General features: G+C 66.6%; 16 protein-coding genes and 1 other RNA gene. 11 read left to right on the top strand and 6 right to left on the bottom strand.

What is annotated here, in order from left to right; all coding sequences use genetic code 11:
- Positions 1–113 precede the first annotated feature (113 nt).
- Together O5K39_RS07920 and O5K39_RS07915 are read left to right on the top strand one after the other, a co-directional pair.
- Positions 114–431, top strand: a complete 318-nt coding sequence (locus O5K39_RS07920) for a hypothetical protein (protein ID WP_271146732.1) — start codon at positions 114–116, stop codon at positions 429–431.
- Between the two features lie 18 nt (positions 432–449).
- Positions 450–1214 carry an N-acetylmuramoyl-L-alanine amidase gene (locus O5K39_RS07915; protein ID WP_271146731.1) on the top strand — a complete coding sequence of 255 codons (765 nt, stop codon included), beginning with the start codon at positions 450–452 and terminating at the stop codon, positions 1212–1214.
- On the opposite strand, the gene O5K39_RS07910 is transcribed toward O5K39_RS07915, so the two are convergent.
- Positions 1211–1507, bottom strand: a complete 297-nt coding sequence (locus O5K39_RS07910) for a type II toxin-antitoxin system RelE/ParE family toxin (RefSeq protein WP_271146730.1) — start codon at positions 1505–1507, stop codon at positions 1211–1213. The two genes, O5K39_RS07915 and O5K39_RS07910, sit on opposite strands and share 4 nt — an antisense overlap.
- Positions 1504–1701, bottom strand: a complete 198-nt coding sequence (locus tag O5K39_RS07905) for a hypothetical protein (protein ID WP_271146729.1) — start codon at positions 1699–1701, stop codon at positions 1504–1506. The genes O5K39_RS07910 and O5K39_RS07905 overlap by 4 nt, the downstream gene beginning before the upstream one ends.
- A gap of 81 nt (positions 1702–1782) precedes the next feature.
- Here O5K39_RS07905 and rnpB point away from each other — a divergent pair.
- An RNA gene (gene rnpB, locus O5K39_RS07900) (RNase P RNA component class A) lies at positions 1783–2165 on the top strand.
- Between the two features lie 181 nt (positions 2166–2346).
- Here rnpB and O5K39_RS07895 read toward each other — a convergent pair.
- Together O5K39_RS07895 and O5K39_RS07890 are read right to left on the bottom strand one after the other, a co-directional pair.
- Entirely contained in the window at positions 2347–2805 is a 459-nt protein-coding gene (locus O5K39_RS07895; RefSeq protein ID WP_271146728.1) for a hypothetical protein, read from the bottom strand.
- A gap of 30 nt (positions 2806–2835) precedes the next feature.
- On the bottom strand, positions 2836–3579 hold the full coding sequence (locus tag O5K39_RS07890; protein ID WP_271146727.1) for a type 1 glutamine amidotransferase: 744 nt from the start codon (positions 3577–3579) through the stop codon (positions 2836–2838).
- Between the two features lie 118 nt (positions 3580–3697).
- On the opposite strand from O5K39_RS07890, the gene O5K39_RS07885 reads away from it, so the two are divergent.
- A complete protein-coding gene (locus O5K39_RS07885) occupies positions 3698–4579 on the top strand; it encodes a WecB/TagA/CpsF family glycosyltransferase (RefSeq protein ID WP_271146726.1) in 882 nt (293 codons plus the stop codon).
- Positions 4580–4591: 12 nt separating this feature from the next.
- Here the strand turns inward: O5K39_RS07885 and O5K39_RS07880 are convergent, their stop codons facing one another.
- Together O5K39_RS07880 and O5K39_RS07875 are read right to left on the bottom strand one after the other, a co-directional pair.
- Positions 4592–8083: a M10 family metallopeptidase C-terminal domain-containing protein gene (locus O5K39_RS07880; protein ID WP_271146725.1), complete on the bottom strand. Its 3492-nt coding sequence runs from the start codon at positions 8081–8083 to the stop codon at positions 4592–4594.
- Between the two features lie 122 nt (positions 8084–8205).
- Positions 8206–10728 (bottom strand): ATP-binding protein, encoded by a 2523-nt coding sequence (locus tag O5K39_RS07875; RefSeq protein WP_271146724.1) that lies wholly within the window; start codon positions 10726–10728, stop codon positions 8206–8208.
- Positions 10729–10849: 121 nt separating this feature from the next.
- Between O5K39_RS07875 and rutB the strand changes: the two genes are divergently transcribed.
- The 7 genes from rutB to O5K39_RS07840 all read left to right on the top strand — a co-directional run bounded on the left by rutB (position 10850) and on the right by O5K39_RS07840 (position 20212).
- Entirely contained in the window at positions 10850–11551 is a 702-nt protein-coding gene (gene rutB / locus O5K39_RS07870) for a pyrimidine utilization protein B (protein ID WP_271146723.1), read from the top strand.
- Positions 11552–11553: 2 nt separating this feature from the next.
- A complete protein-coding gene (gene rutC / locus O5K39_RS07865) occupies positions 11554–11946 on the top strand; it encodes a pyrimidine utilization protein C (RefSeq protein WP_271146722.1) in 393 nt (130 codons plus the stop codon).
- A gap of 2 nt (positions 11947–11948) precedes the next feature.
- The gene (rutD, locus tag O5K39_RS07860) at positions 11949–12749 is read left to right on the top strand and encodes a pyrimidine utilization protein D (RefSeq protein ID WP_271146721.1); all 801 of its coding nucleotides are present in this window, start codon (positions 11949–11951) and stop codon (positions 12747–12749) included.
- A gap of 11 nt (positions 12750–12760) precedes the next feature.
- Complete coding sequence (gene rutA, locus O5K39_RS07855) at positions 12761–13816, top strand: pyrimidine utilization protein A (protein ID WP_271146720.1); 1056 nt, start codon at positions 12761–12763, stop codon at positions 13814–13816.
- 4 nt (positions 13817–13820) lie between these two features.
- The gene (locus O5K39_RS07850) at positions 13821–14552 is read left to right on the top strand and encodes a GNAT family N-acetyltransferase (protein ID WP_271146719.1); all 732 of its coding nucleotides are present in this window, start codon (positions 13821–13823) and stop codon (positions 14550–14552) included.
- Between the two features lie 91 nt (positions 14553–14643).
- Positions 14644–17310, top strand: a complete 2667-nt coding sequence (gene alaS / locus O5K39_RS07845) for an alanine--tRNA ligase (RefSeq protein ID WP_271146718.1) — start codon at positions 14644–14646, stop codon at positions 17308–17310.
- Between the two features lie 1111 nt (positions 17311–18421).
- Complete coding sequence (locus O5K39_RS07840) at positions 18422–20212, top strand: DUF885 family protein (protein WP_271146717.1); 1791 nt, start codon at positions 18422–18424, stop codon at positions 20210–20212.
- Positions 20213–20216: the final 4 nt, after the last annotated feature.

Below are 20216 nucleotides of genomic sequence, written 5' to 3'. Positions count from 1 at the left end.
GGGCGCACCGTTCCGTGAACGGCCTGTTCCTTGACGATGGGCGTCATTCGACCGACATTGGGCCCTCAGGCGTGATCCATCACGCCTGAGGGCCCCGGCCTCCAAGGACCAGCATGACCCAGGATCGCGTCGCCTCCCTCGGTTTCAACGCCCGCCGCTCGAACGGGGGTGTGCTCGCGCCGCTGATGTGGCTGGCGGGACTGATCGCGACGGTGGCGGCCCTGACCGTCGGCGCCATCCTTGCGGTGTTCACCGCCGCGGCTGTGGCGGTCATCGCCCTGATCGCCAGTATCCTGGTCTTCTTTGCCGGGTTCGCCATGCGGACCCGTCGCAAGGTCACCGTGCAGCGCCGCCGCGACGACGACTTGATCGAGGCCCAGAAGGTCGGCGACACCTGGGTCGCCTATGGCTGGGAGCGGCCCGGCCGCTAAAGCCGCGCCCGACGCATTATGCCGCTCGACCTGATCGACGCGCCCTCCCCCAATTTCGACACTCGGCGCGCCCCGCCCGACATCCTGGTGCTGCACTACACAGGGATGCTGACCGGCGAGGCCGCCTTGGCCCGTCTGCGCGACCCCGAGGCCAAGGTCTCGGCCCACTATGTCGTCGAGGAAGACGGCCGCATCTTCTCGCTGGTGCCCGAGGAACGTCGTGCCTGGCACGCGGGCCGCGGGGTCTGGCAAGGCGAGACCGACGTCAATGCCGCCTCGATCGGCATCGAGATCGTCAATCCAGGCCACGAGTTCGGCTATCGCGCCTTTCCGGATGTCCAGATAGCGGCTGTGATCGCCCTGACCTCCGACATCCGCTCGCGCTGGTCGATCCCCGACGCCCGCATCATCGCCCACTCCGACCTGGCCCCCGACCGCAAGGAAGACCCCGGCGAACTGTTTCCGTGGAAAGCCCTGGCCGGTGCCGGTCACGGCCTGTGGTTCGAACCCGCCGCCGAACGGATCGCGGCCCTGGGCGGCTTCCTCCAGATCGGCGACGAGGGCATCGGCGTGGTCGTCCTGCGCGCCGGCCTGCACCGCCTGGGCTACGGCCTGCAACCCGGCTCCACCTATGACGAGGACACCGCCACCACCGTCCGCGCCTTCCAGCGCCACTGGCGTCAGAGCCGCGTCGACGGCGTCGCGGACGGCGAAACCCGCGCGACGCTAATGGGGGTCCTGCAACTGGCGACGGCGGAGAGCGTCACCGGAGTGCTGAACTAAAGGGTGGCCTCATCCTGCCTAGGGCCCAGAACCCGGCGGACAGTCACCATCCGTCGATTTCCGTCGATGCTGTAGAAGATGCGATAGCCGTTGATCGACCGCTTCCGAAAGCCAATGTGCTCGCTTTTCGGCCACCGATGCGGCGTCTCGCTGAGGTTCTCGAGAGCGTCGATGATCGAGATATACCGCGCGTGTGATCGCTGCCCGCTGCCTGGCTGTGTCAACCAGGCCTTCGCCGATTTCAGGTCGCCACGGGAACGCGCCGTAAACTCGACCTGAAACGGGTCACTCATTCGCTTTCGAGCAACATGGCCGCTTGAGCTTCGGCCCGTTCTTTACGAAGCCAGGCCAGTGCTTCATCGCCCGAGATGACACGCCCATTGGCGATATCGTCTTCGGCCTCTGCCAGCCGCTCACGCTCCCACGCCAACCGCGCTTCCCGGTTCTCGAAGACCATGAACTCTTCAGTTTGGGCTGGATGCGCCATTCCAACCTCATAGCAGACTTCCTGGCCGGTCGCACCTTGCCAGGTTGACCCCCCGCCCCTCCTGCCCCACAACCCGGCCCGTCAGACGGCCGGGCGGTCGCGGCGGGGGCTTGCCCCTGTCGAGGAAAGTCCGGGCTCCACGGTGAGAAGGCGGCGGGTAACGCCCGCCCGGGGCGACCCGAGGGATAGCGCCACAGAAAGCAAACCTCCGGACCTGCGGGACCGGTAAGGGTGAAAGGGTGGGGTAAGAGCCCACCGCGGGCCTGGCAACAGGAACGGCATGGCAAGCCCCGCCTGGAGCAAGACCGAATAGGGACGTCGCGCGCAGGGCAACCTGCGCAGGGTTCACCGCCCGAGACGTCCGGGTAGGTCGCGAGAACCGTCCAGCAATGGGCGGTCCAGAGGAATGATCGTCACCGGTCCTCGGATCGGGACAGAACCCGGCTTACAGGCCGTCTGACGCTTATCCCCCACAGCGACGAGCCATGACCGGATTGTCATGGTGTGTCAGGGCGATAGGACTTTGCGAGGGCATCGCAATATGCCTTAGTGGAGACTGTCGCTGGTCCCCCGGCGACCGGCGGCCCGACCTCCCCGATACCGCAAACTGTCGGGAATGTTGGGCCGCCACCCCCAATTTGCATCTCAGCGTGAACCGAGCAGGGCGCCCTTGTGCCGCCAGCCGCCCTCGGTGGTGCGCTCCAGCACGGCGTGGATGATGGTGTCGGCGGGGGTGGCGCGATAGGCGACCAGCACCGTCTCGTCATGGATTTCGGGCCGCCACAGCTGGACCGCCGGCCCCGTGTTGACCAGCCGCACCTCGGTCAGCGGGCATGACCGCATCGAGATCGGCCCGCTGGCACGTTGTTCCGGTCGTTGCGGCTGGAACGACGGTGTCTCCAGCAGGGCCACCTCCATGACCGCCAGACCCGATCCGTCGTGGGGCCGGTCGAACAGCTCCAGGGCCTGGGCCAAGACCGCGCAGTCCTCGTTGGAGGCCAAGGGCGCGGACGGGGCGACCGCGCCCGGTCGTGCCGCCGTGGTGCCACAGGCCGCCACGCCGAGCGCCAGCAGCAGGATCGATGCGAGGGTAAACTGTTTCATTCGGGGGCCTCCGACGCCGCCCCCTGCATATCAGATGCCACTGCCGTCGTCCTCGACCGGCGGCGGCGTCACCATCAGAAAGGCGCGGATCCAGGCGGTCAGCACGGCCCGGTCATTGGGCCGCGCCAGGGTGTCCAAGGCCTCGTCGGCCAAGGCCTCGGGGATGCGATGGCCGCGCCTCTGGCGCACCAGGGCGGCGGCGTATTCCGGCTGGAACTCGGGATGGCACTGGAACGACACCGCCGGCTCGCCCTCATGACGGTCCCAGGCCAGGGACGCATAGGGGGTAAAGGCGCTCGACGCGATGACCCGCGCATCGTCCGGCGGCACGATCACCTGGTCCTGGTGCGACACGGCGATGGTGATGGCCTTCGAGCGGGGAAACATCCACGGCTCGTCACTGTGAACCTCATAGCGATGCGACCCGACGCCCCAGCCGCGATCCGACTTCTCGACCCGACCGCCGAACGCCTGGGCCATGGCCTGGTGCCCGAAACAGATGCCGACCAGCCGCGTCCGGCCCCGCGCCGCCCGCAGCCAGTCCAGCAGCGGCCCGATCCACGGCAAATCGTCATAGACCCCGGCCGCCGAACCGGTGACGATCGCCCCCTGAAACGCGCCGGGGTCATCCGGCAACCGCCCCGCCTGGACGTCGAACCGCACCGTCGGCACCCCCTCACCCAGCAGGGCGCGGAACCGTGCCGGATAGTCGTCGAACGAGTCCGCCAGGTCGGCGGGCGGCTTTCCGGTCTCCAGGATGGCGATGGGTTTCAAGACGGGCTCCGGGGTCGATCCTCCTCTGCCGTTCCGCGGCGCATGAGGAAACCCCATCTGACGCGATGAAACCTCAGGTCTTCGTTAAGCCTGTCTGATGACCGGGCGTTGAGGCCTGATGGCGCACAGTCCAGCCATGGCCGACAGCTCCACCTTCATCGCCGCCCGTACCGGACCGGACCGCAGAGACGACTCGCGCCCGAACTTCCGAAAGGCCCGTCGAACCGACGAACGGATCGTCCTGCTGGGCCAGCCCATCGACCTGGTGAAGCCCGAGGAGGTGCTGCATCACATGCAGCGCTGGATCCTGGAAAAGAAGAAGGCCATCGTCGCCAACCACAATCTGAACAGCCTGGCCTTGATGCGCCGCGTGCCGGAAATGCGCGCCTTCTACGAGCGGGCCGACCTGATCGAGCTGGACTCCACCCCCCTTGTGCATTTCGCCCGCGCCCTGGGCCTGAACAGCCGGCCCTTCCACCGCTGCACCTATCTGGACTGGCGCGATCATTTCTGGAGCCTGGTCAACCGCAACGGCTGGCGCGTCATGTATGTCGGCGGTGCCGCAGATGTCGTCGAGGTGGCCCGCGACCGCCTGCTGGCCCGCTATCCCCGCGCGCGTATCTCGGTCCGCGACGGCTTCTTCGACATGACGCCGGGCTCGGACGGCAATCAGGACGTGCTGGACCAGGCCGCCCTGTTCCAGCCCCACATCCTGTTCGTCGGCATGGGCATGCCGCGCCAGGAACTGTGGATCCACCAGAACCTCGACGCCCTGCCCGATTGCGTCATCTTCTCCGTCGGCGCCGCCTTCGACTACGAGGCCGGTGCCCAGAAGGCCGCCCCGCGCTGGATGGGCCGGATGGGCATCGAATGGCTCTACCGCGTCACCGCCGACCCCAAACGCCTGTTCCGCCGCTACTTCATCGAGCCCTGGAGCCTGATGGACCTGATCGTCGCGGATGTGGCGACGGCGGCGAGGCGGCGGCTGGCGTGCGGCTGACGGGCGGCGCCCCTAGAGATACCAGTCGTGCCCCCGCGCCGAGGCGGAACCACCGTCGGCCAGGAACAGCCACACATCGTCCGACATCGCGGCCTGCCCGTCCCATGAGCGATCCTCCGATTCCGGCAGCGTCTCCGGCACTGCCGGCTTGACCTCCGGTTCGAGCCCCCCCGCTCCGGCGCTCCAGCGAATGTCCGACGCGACCAGGGTCGTCCCCGCCAGCTGGATCAGCATGTCGTTGGTCCCGTTGCCGCCCAGATCCACGAACAGGAAGCTGGAACCGTTCAGGTAGGCGATACCGTATGAGTCCTGACTGCCTGTGCGAACCGCGGTCAGATCCAACCGATCCTGTCCGGAGACAAGGCCGAAAATCGTGTCTGCGGCCGCGACACCGGAGTCAGAAGCGTTGGAATAGACGAACGTATCGGCACCGCCCTCACCGAACAGGACATCGGCTCCCCCACCGCCGGTGATCGTATCATTCCCGGCCCCGCCCTGTATCGGATCAGCGCGATTTGAACCGACCAGGATGTCTGCGCCGCTCGATCCAATCAAATAGACGCCATGACCGGCGCCGTAGAGGATATCCTGGCCGTTGATCGCCCGGCCCGCCGCTGTGATCAGCATGCTACCCGTGGCCGTCTCGGCGAAGACGAAGCTGGACCCGTTGTCTGCCCGGATGATGCTGATCGAACTTGTCCCCAGGCGCGACAGATCGATGGTATCGATGCCGGTCTGGAAGTCGAACAGATTGTCTGCGGTGCCGGCCACCGATTCCGCTGCCGAGAAATAGTAGAACCGGTCCGAACCCACACCGCCGCCCAGGGCGTCGGCTCCACCGCCGCCGAATATGGCGTCGCTGCCTGCGCCGCCGACCAACGTTTCCGCGCGCGTCGATCCTACCATTGATACCGACCCTCCGGTTCGTTGTACGATGTCGCTGCCCTGGATGACGGTGTTCACAACGATGGTGATCTGACCCGCGCCGGCGCTCGCCTGAACATAGGTTTGGCCGGTCTCGGTGCGAGCGACCGATAGGGTGTCCGGGGCAATCGCGCTGAGATCCAGCCGATCCAGCCCGGTCTGGAAGTCTGTGATGACGTCAATGGCGGGTTGCAGGTCCGAAGCCAGGAAGATGAACTGATCAACATTCCCGCCACCGGTCAGGATGTCGGCCCCATCTCCACCGGTCAGGCGATCATCACCATTGTCTCCGACAAGGACGTCATTGCCGCGACCTCCGACCAGAGAGTCATTGCGATAACTGCCGGACATGGAATCCGGCCCGTCACTTCCGAAAATGTAGACGCCGACCGTTCCGAAGTAGGTGAGGTCCCCTGCGTTGACGGCCCCCTGGACGAACAGCTGAAACGCGCCGTTGGCCGTTTCGGCGAAGACCACGCTGTTGCCCCCGACCAGCCGCCCTATGCTCAGCGATGTCGCATTCAGCGCAGTCAGGTCGATGGTGTCGGTACCGGTGACGAAATCGGTGATCGTGTCCTGGCGCAAGGCTGTGGACTCGGACGCAGAGAAGTATCGGAACACATCCGCCCCGCCCCCACCGGTCAGGGTGTCGGCACCGACGCCGCCGGCAAGAATGTTTGCCCCGGCCGTTCCGATAAGGACATCGTCGAAAGCCCCGCCGATGACGCCTTCGATCGACACCAGGGCGTCTCTGCCATCGGTACCCATGTCATAGACGCCGCCGACGTTGAGGTCGAACCGCAAGGCCGAGGTCGCACCGCTGTAGTCCGCCACATCCACGCCCGAGCCGCCGTCCAGGATGTCGTCACCCCCGTTGCCGCGCAGGGTGTCGTCGCCATCCATGCCGCGCAGGATATTCGCCCCGTCGTCGCCGGTGAAACGATCGTTGTACCGGGTGCCGGAGAGCCCTTCGATGGAACTCAACTGGTCCCGACCCATGTTGGTATTCTGGGCCGTCGTGATGCGCAGATCGACGATGGCGTTTATGAAAAGGCCATCGGTCTGGAAGTCCGCGATGTCAAAACCGTCACCGCCATTCAGCACGTCGTCTCCGACGTCGCCCGCCAGGATGTCGTCGCCGCCGGCCCCGAACAGGATATCGCCGTCGCCACCGCCGGCCAGACGGTTCGCTCCGGCATCGCCGATGATGGTGTCAGAGAGTGCGCTGCCCACCGCGTTTTCGACCGACGTCAGCCGGCCGACGTTGGCGCCGTTAGGCTGAGACAGGCGAACTGTCCCGGCACCGAGATCGGCGATCACCTGACCGGCGTAGTTCAGCCTGACGGTATCCGTCCCTGCGCCGCCATCGAGATCACCACCCAGCATCGTGACGAAGTCGTCGCCGTCCTCACCGAAGACCGTCCCCATGGCCAGCATCGTGTCGTTGCCGGCTCCACCATAGACAAGGGAGTCGCGTTGAACATTGATCGTATCGTCGCCGTTGTCGCCATAAATCTGGCCGCTGCCGACAATGTTGTCGTTGCCGGCACCGCCGCGCATCTCATTGTTGAGGGAGTTTGTCGAAGCGCTGACGGTGGTGGTCAGCACATCGTCGCCGTCACCGCCGAAAATCCGGCTGTTGCGCGCTGTGACTGCGATCGCGTCATTGCCGCCACCGCCGTCGAAATACGCCCCCGAAATCTGGCCCTCGCCATAGTAGGAGGTGCGGATACTGTTGGCATTGTCGTCGCCCTGGATGCTGATTGCCCCCGCGGGCCCGGTGCTGCTGTATGGGCCCCACAGATCGATGTGCTCGATCCCGATAGCGCTGACCGTGCCGTAGGTCACTGCACCACCGACAAGCCTCAGATCCACTGCGGTCGAAAGGGCGACGTTGAGCTGGAAGGTGTCTGCACCGTCGCCGCCATCGATCGTCGTCGGCAGGACCCCGGGCGTGAATGCCCCCACCTGAAAGACGTCGGCACCGGCTTCGCCAAACACGCTGTCGGCTCGTCCGACCTCGATGACATCGTTCCCGTCGCCGCCGTACAGCGCGTCCGCCCCCAGGCCGGAGGTCAGCGAGTCGGCACCGGCTCCTGCGCGTATCTCGATAGGGGTCGCCAGATTGGTCAGATAGAAGAAGTCGTTCAGACCGGAGCCCTGAATGACCTCAATGCCAGTAACATTGGCGACGTTCACGGGAGTGAACAGACCGCTTGTGGCGACCGTCAGACCGCTGGGCGAGCCGGCAATCGACCGAACCACATAGCCGACAGCGGTGCCGCCCACCTGCGTACCGTTCGCGAGGATAAGCGTATCGCGCCCGGCGCCGCCGTCGATGTTGCTGAGCCCGGTCCCCAGTAACGTCGCGGGATTATTGTTGCCCGGCCAAAGGCTATAGACGGTGATGACGTCGTCGCCGTCCTCGCCAAAAACGATATCGTTGTTCGATCCCGCGTCGATCCGATCCGCGCCGGCACCCGCCCGGATCGTATCATCTCCGGCCAGGCCGATGATGACGTCGTCCTCGAGACCTCCGAGAAGCGTGTCCGCGCCACTTGTTCCCGTGATGGTGGGCATGAGCCTGCTTCCCTGATTTTGGTCGAGGCTAGCGCTTCCCTTTGGAGTTGCACAGAGAGCTCAAGGCGATTTGCAAGCATGACGGCCGAAACGGCACCGCCTGTCCGCTTGCTCGGTGTGCGTCAGGCCGCCTGCGAGTGCGGGTGCGTCTCCGCGCCATCCTCTCCCGCCCCCATCGCCGCCTCGATCGCGGCGAACAGGGTGGCCAGGGTGATGGGTTTGGCCAGGTGGCCGTCGGCGCCCGCCTCCTTGCCCGCCGCGACGTGTTCGGCCAGGGCATTGGCGGTCAGCATGACGATCGGGGTGCGTGCCCGACCCGTCCCGGCCTCCAGCGTGCGGATGGCGCGGGTCGCGGTCAGGCCGTCCATCACCGGCATCTGCATGTCCATCAGCACCAGGTCGAAGGGCTCGCTGGTGAACCGGTCCAGTGCCTGTTGACCGTCCTCGACCATGGTCAGTTCGACACCGCTGTCGCCCAGCATGATCTCGACCACCTTGCGGTTGGCGGGATGGTCGTCGGCCAGCAGGACGCGCAGGCCCCGCGCGTCGGTCTCGGCGGCGTCGGCCTCCTCGGCCAGGGCCATTTCGGGCGCGGGATCCAGCGGCAGGTCGAACCAGAAGCTGGCCCCCTCGCCCGGCCGGCTGCGGCAATCCATCGATCCGCCCATCAGTTCGGCGAGGTCTCGCGAGATGGCCAGGCCCAGGCCCGTGCCGCCGAACCGGCGCGTGATCGATCCGTCCGCTTGCTGGAAGCGGGTAAAGATGCGGGCCTTCTGGGCATCGTCGAAGCCTACGCCCGTATCGGTGACCGTGAACCGCATCCGGCCGTCGCCGGTCGGAGCGCCCTCGATCCGGACCGATCCCGCGTCTGTGAACTTCAGGGCGTTGGAGGTCAGGTTGGTCAGAATCTGGCGGAACCGCACCGGGTCCCCGATCACCGCGATGTCCAGGGTGGGATCCAGATTGATAGACAGATCGACACCCTTCTCGGTGGCCTTTGGCCCCCACAGCATCCCGATACTGCGCACCGCCTCGCCCAGATGGAAGGCGATCGGCTCGATCGTGACCTGGCCGGACTCGATGCGCGCCGTGTCCAGGATGTCGGACAACAGCCGCTCCAGCGTGATCCCCGATGATCGGATCACCCCGACCATCTCCTGCTCGCGCGGCGGCAGGACCGACCGGGTCAGGGTATCGGCCATGGCCACGATGCCGTTCAGCGGCGTGCGGATCTCGTGGCTCATATTGGCCAGGAATTCGCTTTTGGACCGGTTGGCCAGGTCCGCCCGGCGACGCGCGGCGCGCAGGTGACCCGACAGCCGGAACTGCCAGACCATGGCCCCGCTGACGAACAGGAAGAAGACGATGCCGATGCCGAACATCCAGTTCTGGGACCGGATGACGTCGCGTTGCAGGGTGGCGTTGGCGCGCACGGTCTCCAGCTGGGCGCGGCGCTCATCCAGTTTTTCCTGCATGTCGCCCGTCACCTGACGAATGCCGGCGCTGAACCTCTGGGCGATCCGCTCGGCGTCGGCGCGGTCATAGGCGCGCAGGATCCGGTAAGCCTCGGCGGACTGTCCCCGGGCGAACAGAATTTCGGCCTCGACCAGAGGCAGCTTCGACGCACCGTCCTCACGGAACGCGCCCGAGGCCTCGCGCCGACGGATCTCGTTCAGGTCGGCCTGGGCCTCACCCACCTGACCCGTGCGGGCATAGGCGATGGCCCGCATCGGCAGCAGGCTGCCGGCCAGAAAGGCCGCGTCGCCCAGGTCGTGGCCGTAGGGCTCCAGACAGTCCAGCACGCCGCGTGCGTCGTCACCGGCCTGGGCCACCATGGCGCACAGATTGGCGTCATAGGTCGACAGGCTAGCCAGACTGGCCCGCTCGGACAGCCTGTGGTGCGAGGCATAGAACTGATGCGCCAGGTCGGCGTCGCCCAGCTGGGCCGCCAGCTTCGCCAGATTGTACAGGCTGTCGAAATCGGGGCGCGGATAGGCCGGGTCGGCAAAATCGATCTCGAACCGGCCGAAGGCGGTGGCGGCCCCGTCGAAGTCGTTGAGATCCATCAGCCCCATCCCGACCATCTCCCACACCCCGGCATGGGCCGTGGCGGCGTACCGGTCGCCCTCGGGGATCAGGGTGTCGACGTCGCCCAGCATCTTCAGCGCCTCGCCGATCCGGTCTTCGTCGATCAGGGACAGGGCGTGGAGGCGCGTCGCATGGGCCCGGGTGAACCAGTCGCGCTCGGATGTCGCCAGGACCGCCATCTGACCTGCCGCCGTCGCGTCCCCCTGGTCATAGCGGATGGCCAGATTGTTGAGGTGCGCGATCATCACATAGCGGCCGTCGTCCAGCCGCCGCGCCGCCGCCTCCAGCCGCCTGTTCCACAGGATCGCATTGTCGAAATCCCCCTGGTTCAGGAAGATCCAGGCCACGTGATACAGCCGGTTCAGCCCCTCGCGATCGTCGCGCGTCATCGCTGCGTCACCGAAGGCGACCAACTGCGCGAAATCGGTCGCGCCCGCGCGTCGTTCCACAGCCGCCGCCAGCTCGCGCGGGGATCGCTGCGGAGCGGAGGCCCAGACAGGACCGCCGATCAAAACGCCCAGCAGAAGAGCGACAAGGACAAGACTGAATCTGGGCATCGAAAATCCGGCTACCGGACAGCCATGACACAGGTTTATTGAACAAGGCTTAGCGGTATCCGCTTTCGTGCTGCGGTGCCGAAGGGCTTGGCGCGGGCGCCTGGTGTGTCATGGTGGGCGAATGCCGACGATAACCCTGCCCGCCCGCCCCGACCCGCTCCAGATCGACCCGGCGACCACGGCGGTGATCGTCATCGACATGCAGAACGCCTATGCCTCGCCGGGCGGCTATCTGGATCTGGCGGGTTTCGACATCTCGGGCGCGGCCCGGGTGATCGCCAACACCAGGGGGGTGCTGGAGGTCGCGCGATCGGCCGGCGTCCAGGTGATCTATTTCCAGAACGGCTGGGACCTCGACTATGTCGAGGCGGGCGGCCCCGGATCGCCGAACTGGCACAAGTCCAATGCGCTCAAGACCATGCGCGCCCGCCCCGAACTGCACGGCACCCTGCTGGCGCGTGGCACCTGGGACTACGAACTGGTCGATGAATTGAAGCCTCAGCCCGGCGATATCTGCCTGCACAAGAGCCGCTACAGCGCCTTCTTCAACTCCCAGCTCGACAGCGTGCTGCGCTCGCGCGGCATCCGCACCCTGGTGTTCGTCGGCATCGCCACCAACGTCTGCGTGGAATCGACCCTGAGGGACGGCTTCTTCCTGGAATATTTCGGTGTCGTGCTGGAGGACGCCACCCATCAGGCCGGGCCCGCGTTCGTGCAACAGGCCGCGATCTACAACATCGAGAAATTCTTCGGCTGGGTCTCCAGCGTCGCCGACTTCAAGGGCGTCGTCGGCCAGATCGCGCCCCACTCACAGGAGACCTGACCATGCCCAAGATCGTCATCACCCCGCCCGGAACCCAGACCCCGATCGCCCCCTTCTCGCCCGGCACCCTGGCCGACGGCGTGATCTATGTGTCCGGCACCCTGGCCTTCGACAAGGACAACAATGTCGCCTGCGTCGGCGACGCGGAAGGCCAGACCCGCATCGTGCTGGAGACCATCAAGTCGGTGATCGAGACCGCGGGTGGGACCATGGACGACGTCACCATGAACCACATCTTCCTGTCCGACTGGGCCCACTACGCCGCGCTGAACAAGGTCTATGCCGAGTATTTCCCCGGCGACAAACCGGCCCGGTTCTGCATCCAGTGCGGCCTGGTCAAGCCCGACTTCCTCGTCGAGATCGCCACCATCGCCCACATCGGCAAACGCGTCTGACCTTGCGCAGCGGAACCGCCGATGGCCTGTTCTGGGAGGTCCACGACGCCCCGACGGGTGCGCCCAGCGTCGTCCTGTCCGCCGGCCTCGGTGGTTCGGCCGCCTTCTGGTCGCCCCAGATGCAGGCCCTGACCGAGCGGTTCCGCGTCATCCTCTACGACCATCGCGGCACCAGCCGCAGTGACCGCAGCCTCAAGCCCGATCACACCGTTGCCGCGATGGCCGAGGATATAGTCACCGTCCTTGACGCCACCGACACGCCGCGGGCCCACCTCGTCGGCCACGCAGCGGGCGGCAACGCCGGGCTGCAGTTAGCGCTCGACCACCCCGAGCGGCTCGATCGCCTCGTCGTCGTCAACGGCTGGTCACGGCCGGATCCCCACGTCGCCCGCTGCTTCGCCGCCCGCACCCACCTGCTCGAAGCCTTCGGTCCCGCCGCCTATGTGGAGGCGCAGGCGTTGTTCCTCTATCCGCCCGACTGGATCAGCCAGAACGATGCGGCGCTGAGGATCAGCGACGCCCACCATGTCGAAAACTTCCCACATCCCGACGTCATGCTGGCCCGGATCGGCACCCTGCTGGCCTTCGACATCGACGACCGGCTGTCAGAAATCGTCCACCCCGTCCTGGTCTCGGCCTCCGCCGACGACATGCTGATCCCACCCCGCCTGTCGCGCCGCCTGGCCGAGGGCCTGCCCAACGCGACGCTCGATGTCGTCCGTTACGGCGGTCACGCCTTTACGGCGACGGTTCCGGATGTCTTCAATGCCCGTCTGATCGCCTTCCTCCTCGGCGACGCGTGAAAGGTCACTCCATGGAAGTCGGCGTCTTCATCCCGATCAACAACAACGGCTGGCTGATCTCGGAGACCTCGCCCCAGTACATGCCGTCGTTCGAGCTCAACAAGAAGGTGGTCCAGGCCGCCGATCGCTACGGCCTCGACTTCGCCCTGTCGATGATCAAGCTGCGCGGCTTCGGCGGCAAGACCGATTTCTGGGAGCACGGCCTCGAAAGCTTCACCCTGATGGCGGGCCTGGCCGCCGTCACCGAGCGGATCAAGATCTTCGCCACCGCCGCCACCCTGACCATGCCGCCCGCCATCGTCGCCCGGATGGCCGCGACCATCGATTCTATCGCGCCGGGCCGGTTCGGCATCAACCTGGTCACCGGCTGGGCCGAGGCGGAATACAGCCAGATGGGCCTGTGGCCCGGCGACAGCCACTACAAGGACCGCTACAAATACCTGGCTGAATACGCGCAAATCCTGCGCGACCTGTTCGACACCGGGGTTTCGAACTTCAAGGGCGACTATTTCACCATGACCGACTGTCGCGTCAGCCCCAGGGCGACCGACACCAAGCTGATCTGCGCCGGCTCGTCGGGCGAAGGCCTGGCCTTCACCGCCCAGTACGCCGACTATTCCTTCGCGCTCGGCATGGGAACCAACACCCCGACCGCCTTCGCCAGCGTCAGCCAGCGATTGATGGACGCCAAGGCCAAGACCGGTCGCGACGTCGCCGCCTACATCCTGTTCATGGTCATCGCCGACGACACCGACGAGGCCGCCATGGCCAAGTGGGAACTCTATTGCGACGGCGTCGACAAGGAGGCCGTGAAATGGCTGGTCGGCCAGGCCGCCGCCAACACCGGTGAGGACACCAACACCAAACAGCTCGCGGCCGAGAAGGCGGCGGTGAACCTGAACATGGGCACCCTGGTCGGCTCCTACGCCTCCATCGCCCGCATGCTGGACGAGGTGGCGACGGTGCCGGGCACGGCGGGCGTCCTCCTCACCTTCGACGACTTCGAAAAGGGCATTGAGGACTTCGGCCAGAAGATCCAGCCGCTTATGGAATGCCGGAAGAGATGAGTCTGTGCTGAAGGTCTATTGCGATTTCAACGACGTGACAGACGACAACCGATACTGGGGCCTCAGGTATCGTGGGCGGCCGCTGGAGGCATCGGTTGCCGATCTCGGTTTGAAAAATCTGGATCGTGTGACCCTGTTCGATGACGCCTATCAGTTTGAAGTCGATGCGGAGTTGTTTTTCGATCAGACCCACGCATGTTTTTTGGGCAGCCAGCTGTGCGCCCGCCCTGACTGGTCGACTCGCCGAGACACGCCGTTTTCAAATGACTGGCGATACGATCTGCAAGTCCGCGTCGATGACCTGTCCAGCAATCAGACCCGCGCGCTCTTGGCGCTTCACCTCGCCGGAATGCACGCCAACTCGCCACCAGATCATGTGCGAGCCCTCGACCTGACGGGCCTACAGGCCACGAATGTCACCGTCGTGACCGCGTGGCGCGGCGACAACATCGCGGGCATCGGAGCGCTAAAGGATCACGGCGACGGGACCGGCGAGTTGAAATCGATGCGCACCCACCCTGACCATTTGCGAACCGGAGTAGCAGCCCATCTGTTAGCCTATATCGTCGCAGATGCGCGTGTTCGGGGCTACCGCCGCCTCAGCCTCGAGACCGGCTCCGGCCCCGCCTTCGACCCCGCCCTGATGCTGTATCGCCGTCGCGGCTTCACCGACGGCGAGGCCTTCAGCGACTACGAACGCAGCGCCTTCAACCAGTTCCTGCATCTGGATTTGTAAGGCCTCATCGGCCCCACGGGTGATGCACGCCGGGCAAAACCCCTATATGACGCCGGTTCGCCCGCGCCCGCCTCCCCGAAGAAGACCCGCCATGACCACGCTGAAACAGATCCGTTCGACCTTCCTCGACTATTTCGCGGCCGATGGACACACCAAGGTCCACTCGGCCCCCCTGGTGCCCCAGAACGATCCGACGCTGATGTTCGTCAATGCGGGCATGGTGCCGTTCAAGGACTATTTCACCGGCGCGGCCACACCCCCCTATCCGCGCGCCACCAGTTCCCAGAAATGCGTCCGCGCGGGCGGCAAGCACAACGACCTCGACAACGTCGGCTATACGGCCCGCCACCTGACCTTCTTCGAGATGCTGGGGAATTTCTCCTTCGGCGACTATTTCAAGGAACACGCGATCGACCGCGCGTGGAACCTCGTCACCAAGGACTACGGCCTCGACCCGAAACGCCTGCTGGTTACCGTCTATATCGACGACGATGAGGCTGCCGCGATCTGGAAGAAGGTCACCGGCTTTTCCGACGACAAGATCATCCGCATCGCGGGCTCGGACAATTTCTGGGCCATGGGCGACAACGGCCCCTGCGGGCCCTGCACCGAGATCTTCTGGGACTACGGCGACCACGTCCCCGGCGGTCCTCCCGGCAGCCCGGACGAGGACGGCGACCGCTATGTGGAGATCTGGAACAACGTCTTCATGCAGTTCGAGAAGGAAAACGACGAGATCGTTCGCAAACTCCCCAAGCCCTCGGTCGACACCGGCATGGGGCTGGAGCGGATGACCAGCGTGCTCCAGGGCAAGAACTCGGTCTTCGACACCGACCTGTTCCAGACCCTGATCGCCGCCTCCGAAGACGCCACCTCGACCAAGGCCGAAGGGGATCGCGCCGCCAGCCACCGCGTCATCGCCGACCACCTGCGCTCATCGTCCTTCCTGATCGCCGACGGCGTGACCCCGTCGAACGAGGGGCGCGGCTATGTCCTGCGCCGGATCATGCGGCGCGCCATGCGTCACGCCCACCTGCTGGGCGCCGCCGATCCCCTGATGCACCGCCTGGTCCCGACGCTCGTCGATCAGATGGGCGAGGCCTTCCCCGAACTGGCCCGCGCCCAGGCGAGCATCGAGGACACGCTGAAGCAGGAGGAGATCCGATTCCGAACGACGCTGGGTCGCGGCATGGGCCTGCTGGACGAGGCCACGGCCTCGCTGTCCGAGGGCGGCGTGATCCCGGGCCGGACGGCCTTCACCCTGCATGACACCTACGGCTTCCCCCTGGACCTCACCCAGGACGAGGCGCGCCGTCGTGGCTTCACCGTCGATACCGAGGCCTTCGACGCGGCCATGGAAGAGCAGAAGACCCGCGGCAAGGCCAACTGGAAGGGCTCGGGCCAGACGGCCTCGGCCGGCGAATGGCTGTCCCTGCGCGACCGCCTGGGGCCGACCGTCTTTACCGGCTATGACGCCGTCGAGGGCTCGGGCGAGGTCCTGGCCATCGTGGCCGACGGCGCCTCCGTCGATCAGCTCGAACCCGGCCAGACCGCCGAGGTCCTGTTCGACCAGACCCCCTTCTACGGCGAAGGCGGCGGCCAGGTCGGCGACCGGGGCGAGATCGAATGGACGGACGCCTCGGGCCAGCAGGGCGCGGGCACGGTGCTCGACGTTCTGAAGCACGCCGGCGGCGACCTCTATGCCCACAAGGTCGAGATCACGTCCGGAACCCTGACCATCGGGGCTCGCGTCCAGCTGCGCGCCACGGCGGATGCTCGCCTGACCACCCGCGCCAACCACTCGGCGGCCCACCTGCTGCACAAGGCCCTGAGCAATGTGCTCGGTGCCCACGTCGCCCAGAAGGGCCAGATGGTCGACGCCGCGCGGATGCGGTTCGACTTCAGCCACAACGCGCCGCTGACCGAGGCCGAGATCGCCGCCCTGGAGGACGAGGTCAACGCCGTCATCCGCCAGAACCTGCCCGCCGAAACGAAGCTGATGAAGCCCGACGAAGCCATCGAGGCCGGCGCCGTCGCCCTGTTCGGCGAGAAATACGGCGACGAGGTCCGCGTCCTGACGCTCGGCCGGTCGCTGACCGATGCGGCCAAACCCTATTCGGTCGAACTGTGCGGCGGCACCCATGTCGCTCGCACCGGCGACATCGCCCTGTTCAAGATCGTGTCGGAGACCGGCATCGCTGCCGGCATCCGCCGCATCGAAGCGCTGACCGGAGAGGCCGCCCGCCAGTATCTGGAAGCCCAGGCCGGGGTCGCCCGTCGTCTGGCCCAGGGCTTCAAGGTCCAGCCTTCGGATGTCCCCGCCCGCGTCGAGGCCCTGACCGCCGAACGCCGCGTCCTGGAAAAACAGGTCGCCGACCTGAAGAAGCAACTCGCGCTCGGCGGCGGTTCGTCCGCCTCCGCCGCCCCGGAAGAGATCAACGGCGTCAAGCTGATCGCCCGCATCCTGGACGGCGTCGACGGCAAGGGCCTGCGCGGTGTGGCCGAGGACTTCAGGAAACAGGTCGGCTCCGGCGTCGTCGCCCTGATCGGCGTGACGGACGGCAAGGCGGCGGTCACCGTCGCCGCAACCAGCGATGTCACCGATCGTGTGAACTCCGCCGACCTCGCCCGCGCCGCCGTGCTCGCCATGGGCGGCCAGGGCGCCGGCGGCAAGGCCGACTTCGCCCAAGGCGGTGCCCCCAACGGCTCGAAGGCCGAGGCCGGTCTGGCGGCCGTGCGCGCAGCCCTCGCGGGCTGACCTTTCGGGCCAGAGAGTTACCTCTCCTCCCCCGTCGCGAAGCGATGGGGCTGCGGGCGGCTCGTATACGAGCCGTCCTCAGGCGCGGCCCTCCTTCAGGGCCGTGACGGAGGGGGCGTCGGGGTCTGGCCGATCAGCGGTCGTCTTCCCCCGTCCTTCACGGGGGTGGAGGAAGGCTCGCATGCGAGCCTACGACGGGTCCGTCGATCGCGCAGCGATCCAGGACCGATGGGGGAAGTCTTGCTTCTTCGCCTACTTCACACGGCCCCCATCGACCCTGGTCTCGCTTCGCTCGACTGCGGCCCACTTCCCCCGCTACGCGGGAGAAGAAGAAAGTCGGCTCGTCCAGCGCCTCCAACTTGCGAACCTCGCCCGCTCCAACCCCTTGCCCCATCTGGGGATGCGACCGTTTCTGACGCTGGGCTGCACCGATCTACGCGCCCAGGTCCCCGGATCGGCTATGCTGTATCTGTCCCGTTGCGGAGGGGAAGGCGTCCTGGGCCCAGGACCCGGACGTCGCGGCGGGAGCGATCGAGCGGGTGTACCGTGTCGTTCAAGGGTGACGGACCCTGGCCCGGCGATGACCTGGAGCCTGTGGAGAGCGAACCGGCGGCGATGCGGCTGTCCACGGCGAAACCGTGGAGCCCGGAGGGCCCTGAACCCTCCGCCCGCCTCGGGCTTCGTTTCGACCGGGTCTAAACGGCGAAAAGCGCAGGGGATTGAAGACCCCCGGCAGGCTGTACGAAACCCTCCCCGAAATGCTCGAGCGAACCGGTCGCGGCGGAGCCTCGGCGTGAGCCGAAAACATCATCAGCCCCTACGGCGAAAGCACGGGGCATCCACACGGTTCCGGGCGATCGCCCAGGCTCCGCCCGCTTCCCCATCACTTCAGCGCATCGGCGCGTGAGGGCGAAGAGGCGCGTGTGATGGGGTGACTGGTGGCTGGTGATTTGTGGCTGCTGGATCCGGCAGGGCGCCCGCTAGTCGTCAGCGTCACGGCTTCGAAGATGCGACAACCACCAGCCACCAATCACAAACCACCCATTCACCACTCCCCATTGACGCCGCTCCTGCGATCCCGCCCCATGCATGCCTTCATCCGAGGGGTCACATGTCCAAATTCGTCGCCGGTCTCGCCGCCCTCCTGCTGACTTCGGTCGCCCTGCCCGCCTCGGCCCAGATCTCGCCCACCACGGCTGCGGCGACGCCGGTGCCCGACCCGGCACTGGCGGCCCTGCTCGACGATTACGAGGCCTTCCTCAAGGCCAACGACCCCATCTCGGCCGGGTTCGAGGGCGATCAGGCGGCCAAGTCGAAACTGCCGGACCTGTCTCGAACGGCCGAACTGGCCCGCAAGGCCCCGCTCGAGGCCTTCCTCGCCCGCGCCGAGGCCATCCCCACGACGGGCCTGTCGTCAGAGGACCGGCTGAACCGCGACTTCCTCGCCTGGGTGCTGAAACGGTCGATCGAGGCGATCCAGTTCGACGACCGGCGCCTGGCCTTCGACTCCGAGGGTGGGGTCGGCCAGACCGCCGCCTATGTCGCCTCGGGTACCCGGATCACCACGCGGGCCGACGCCGACGCCTGGATCGCCCGGCTGGAAGGGTTCGCCAAGCTCTATGACGACGGCCTGGCCAATGCCCGGCGGGGCCTCGAGACCGGCTTCACCCAGCCGAAATCCGTGGTCGAAAGCGTGCTCGTCACCCTCGGCAACGAGGTCGCCTACACGGCCGAGACCGAGCCGCTGATGAAGCCGTTCGCGACCCTGCCCGCGACCATCCCGGCCGAAGACCAGGCCGCCTATCGCACCCGCGCCGCCGCCATCGTCGCCGACCGGATCGTGCCGCGCCGCCAAGCCTGGCTGGCCTTCGTCCGCGACGACTATCTGCCCGCCTCAACCGATGTCGTCGGCATCGGCTCGCGGCCCGGCGGCAAGGCCTACTACGCCTTCCAGGCCCGATCCTACACGACCACCGACCTGACCCCGGATCAGATCCACCAGATCGGCCTGGACGAGGTCGCCCGCATCCGGGCCCGGATGGATGTCGAGATGCGCGCCGCCGGCTGGACCGGCGACTTCGCCGGCTTCCTCGCCCATCTGCGCACCGACCCGTCCTTCTACGCCACCTCGCGCGAGGACATGATCGAGAAGGCCTCGGAGATGGCCAAGCGCGCCGACGGCGGCCTGCCGGCCCTGTTCCGCACCCTGCCGCGCCTGACCTACAACGTCCGCCCCGTGCCGCTGGACATCGAGGCCACCTATACCACCGGCCGCTACAACGGCGGGTCGCTGGCCGAGGGCGTACCGGGCGGCTACATCGTCAATACCGGCAAGCTGGACCAGCGTCCGCTCTATGAACTGCCCGCCCTGACCCTGCACGAGGCGGTGCCCGGCCATCACCTCCAGATCGCCCTGCAACAGGAGGCCGCTGCCGGTCCCTATTTCCGCCGCAACGTCGACGTCACCGCCTTCACCGAGGGCTGGGGCCTGTATTCCGAATTCCTCGGCGAGGAGATGGGCTTCTATCGCACGCCCGAGGAGCGCTTCGGCCGCCTGTCCTACGAGATGTGGCGGGCCTGTCGCCTGGTCGCCGACACCGGGATGCACTGGATGGGCTGGAGCGTCGAACGGGCCCGCGCCTGTTTCACCGCCAACTCGGCGCTGGCCCCCCACAACATCGAGACCGAACTGCAGCGCTACATCGGCTGGCCGGGTCAGGCCCTGGCCTACAAGATCGGCGAGATCCGGCTGCGGGCCATCCGGACGCGGGCGGAAGGTGCGCTCGGCGATCGCTTCAACGTGCGCGATTTCCACGATGCGCTTCTGGTCGACGGCCCCCTGCCGCTCGACCTGCTGGATGCCCGCATGGACGCCTGGATCACGGCCCAGTCCGCGAAATAGAGGA

Source organism: Brevundimonas sp. NIBR10 (assembly GCF_027912515.1).
Taxonomy (GTDB): Bacteria; Pseudomonadota; Alphaproteobacteria; order Caulobacterales; family Caulobacteraceae; genus Brevundimonas.
Note: the sequence above shows the minus strand (reverse complement) of the source record. Positions and strands in the feature narration are given on the sequence as shown.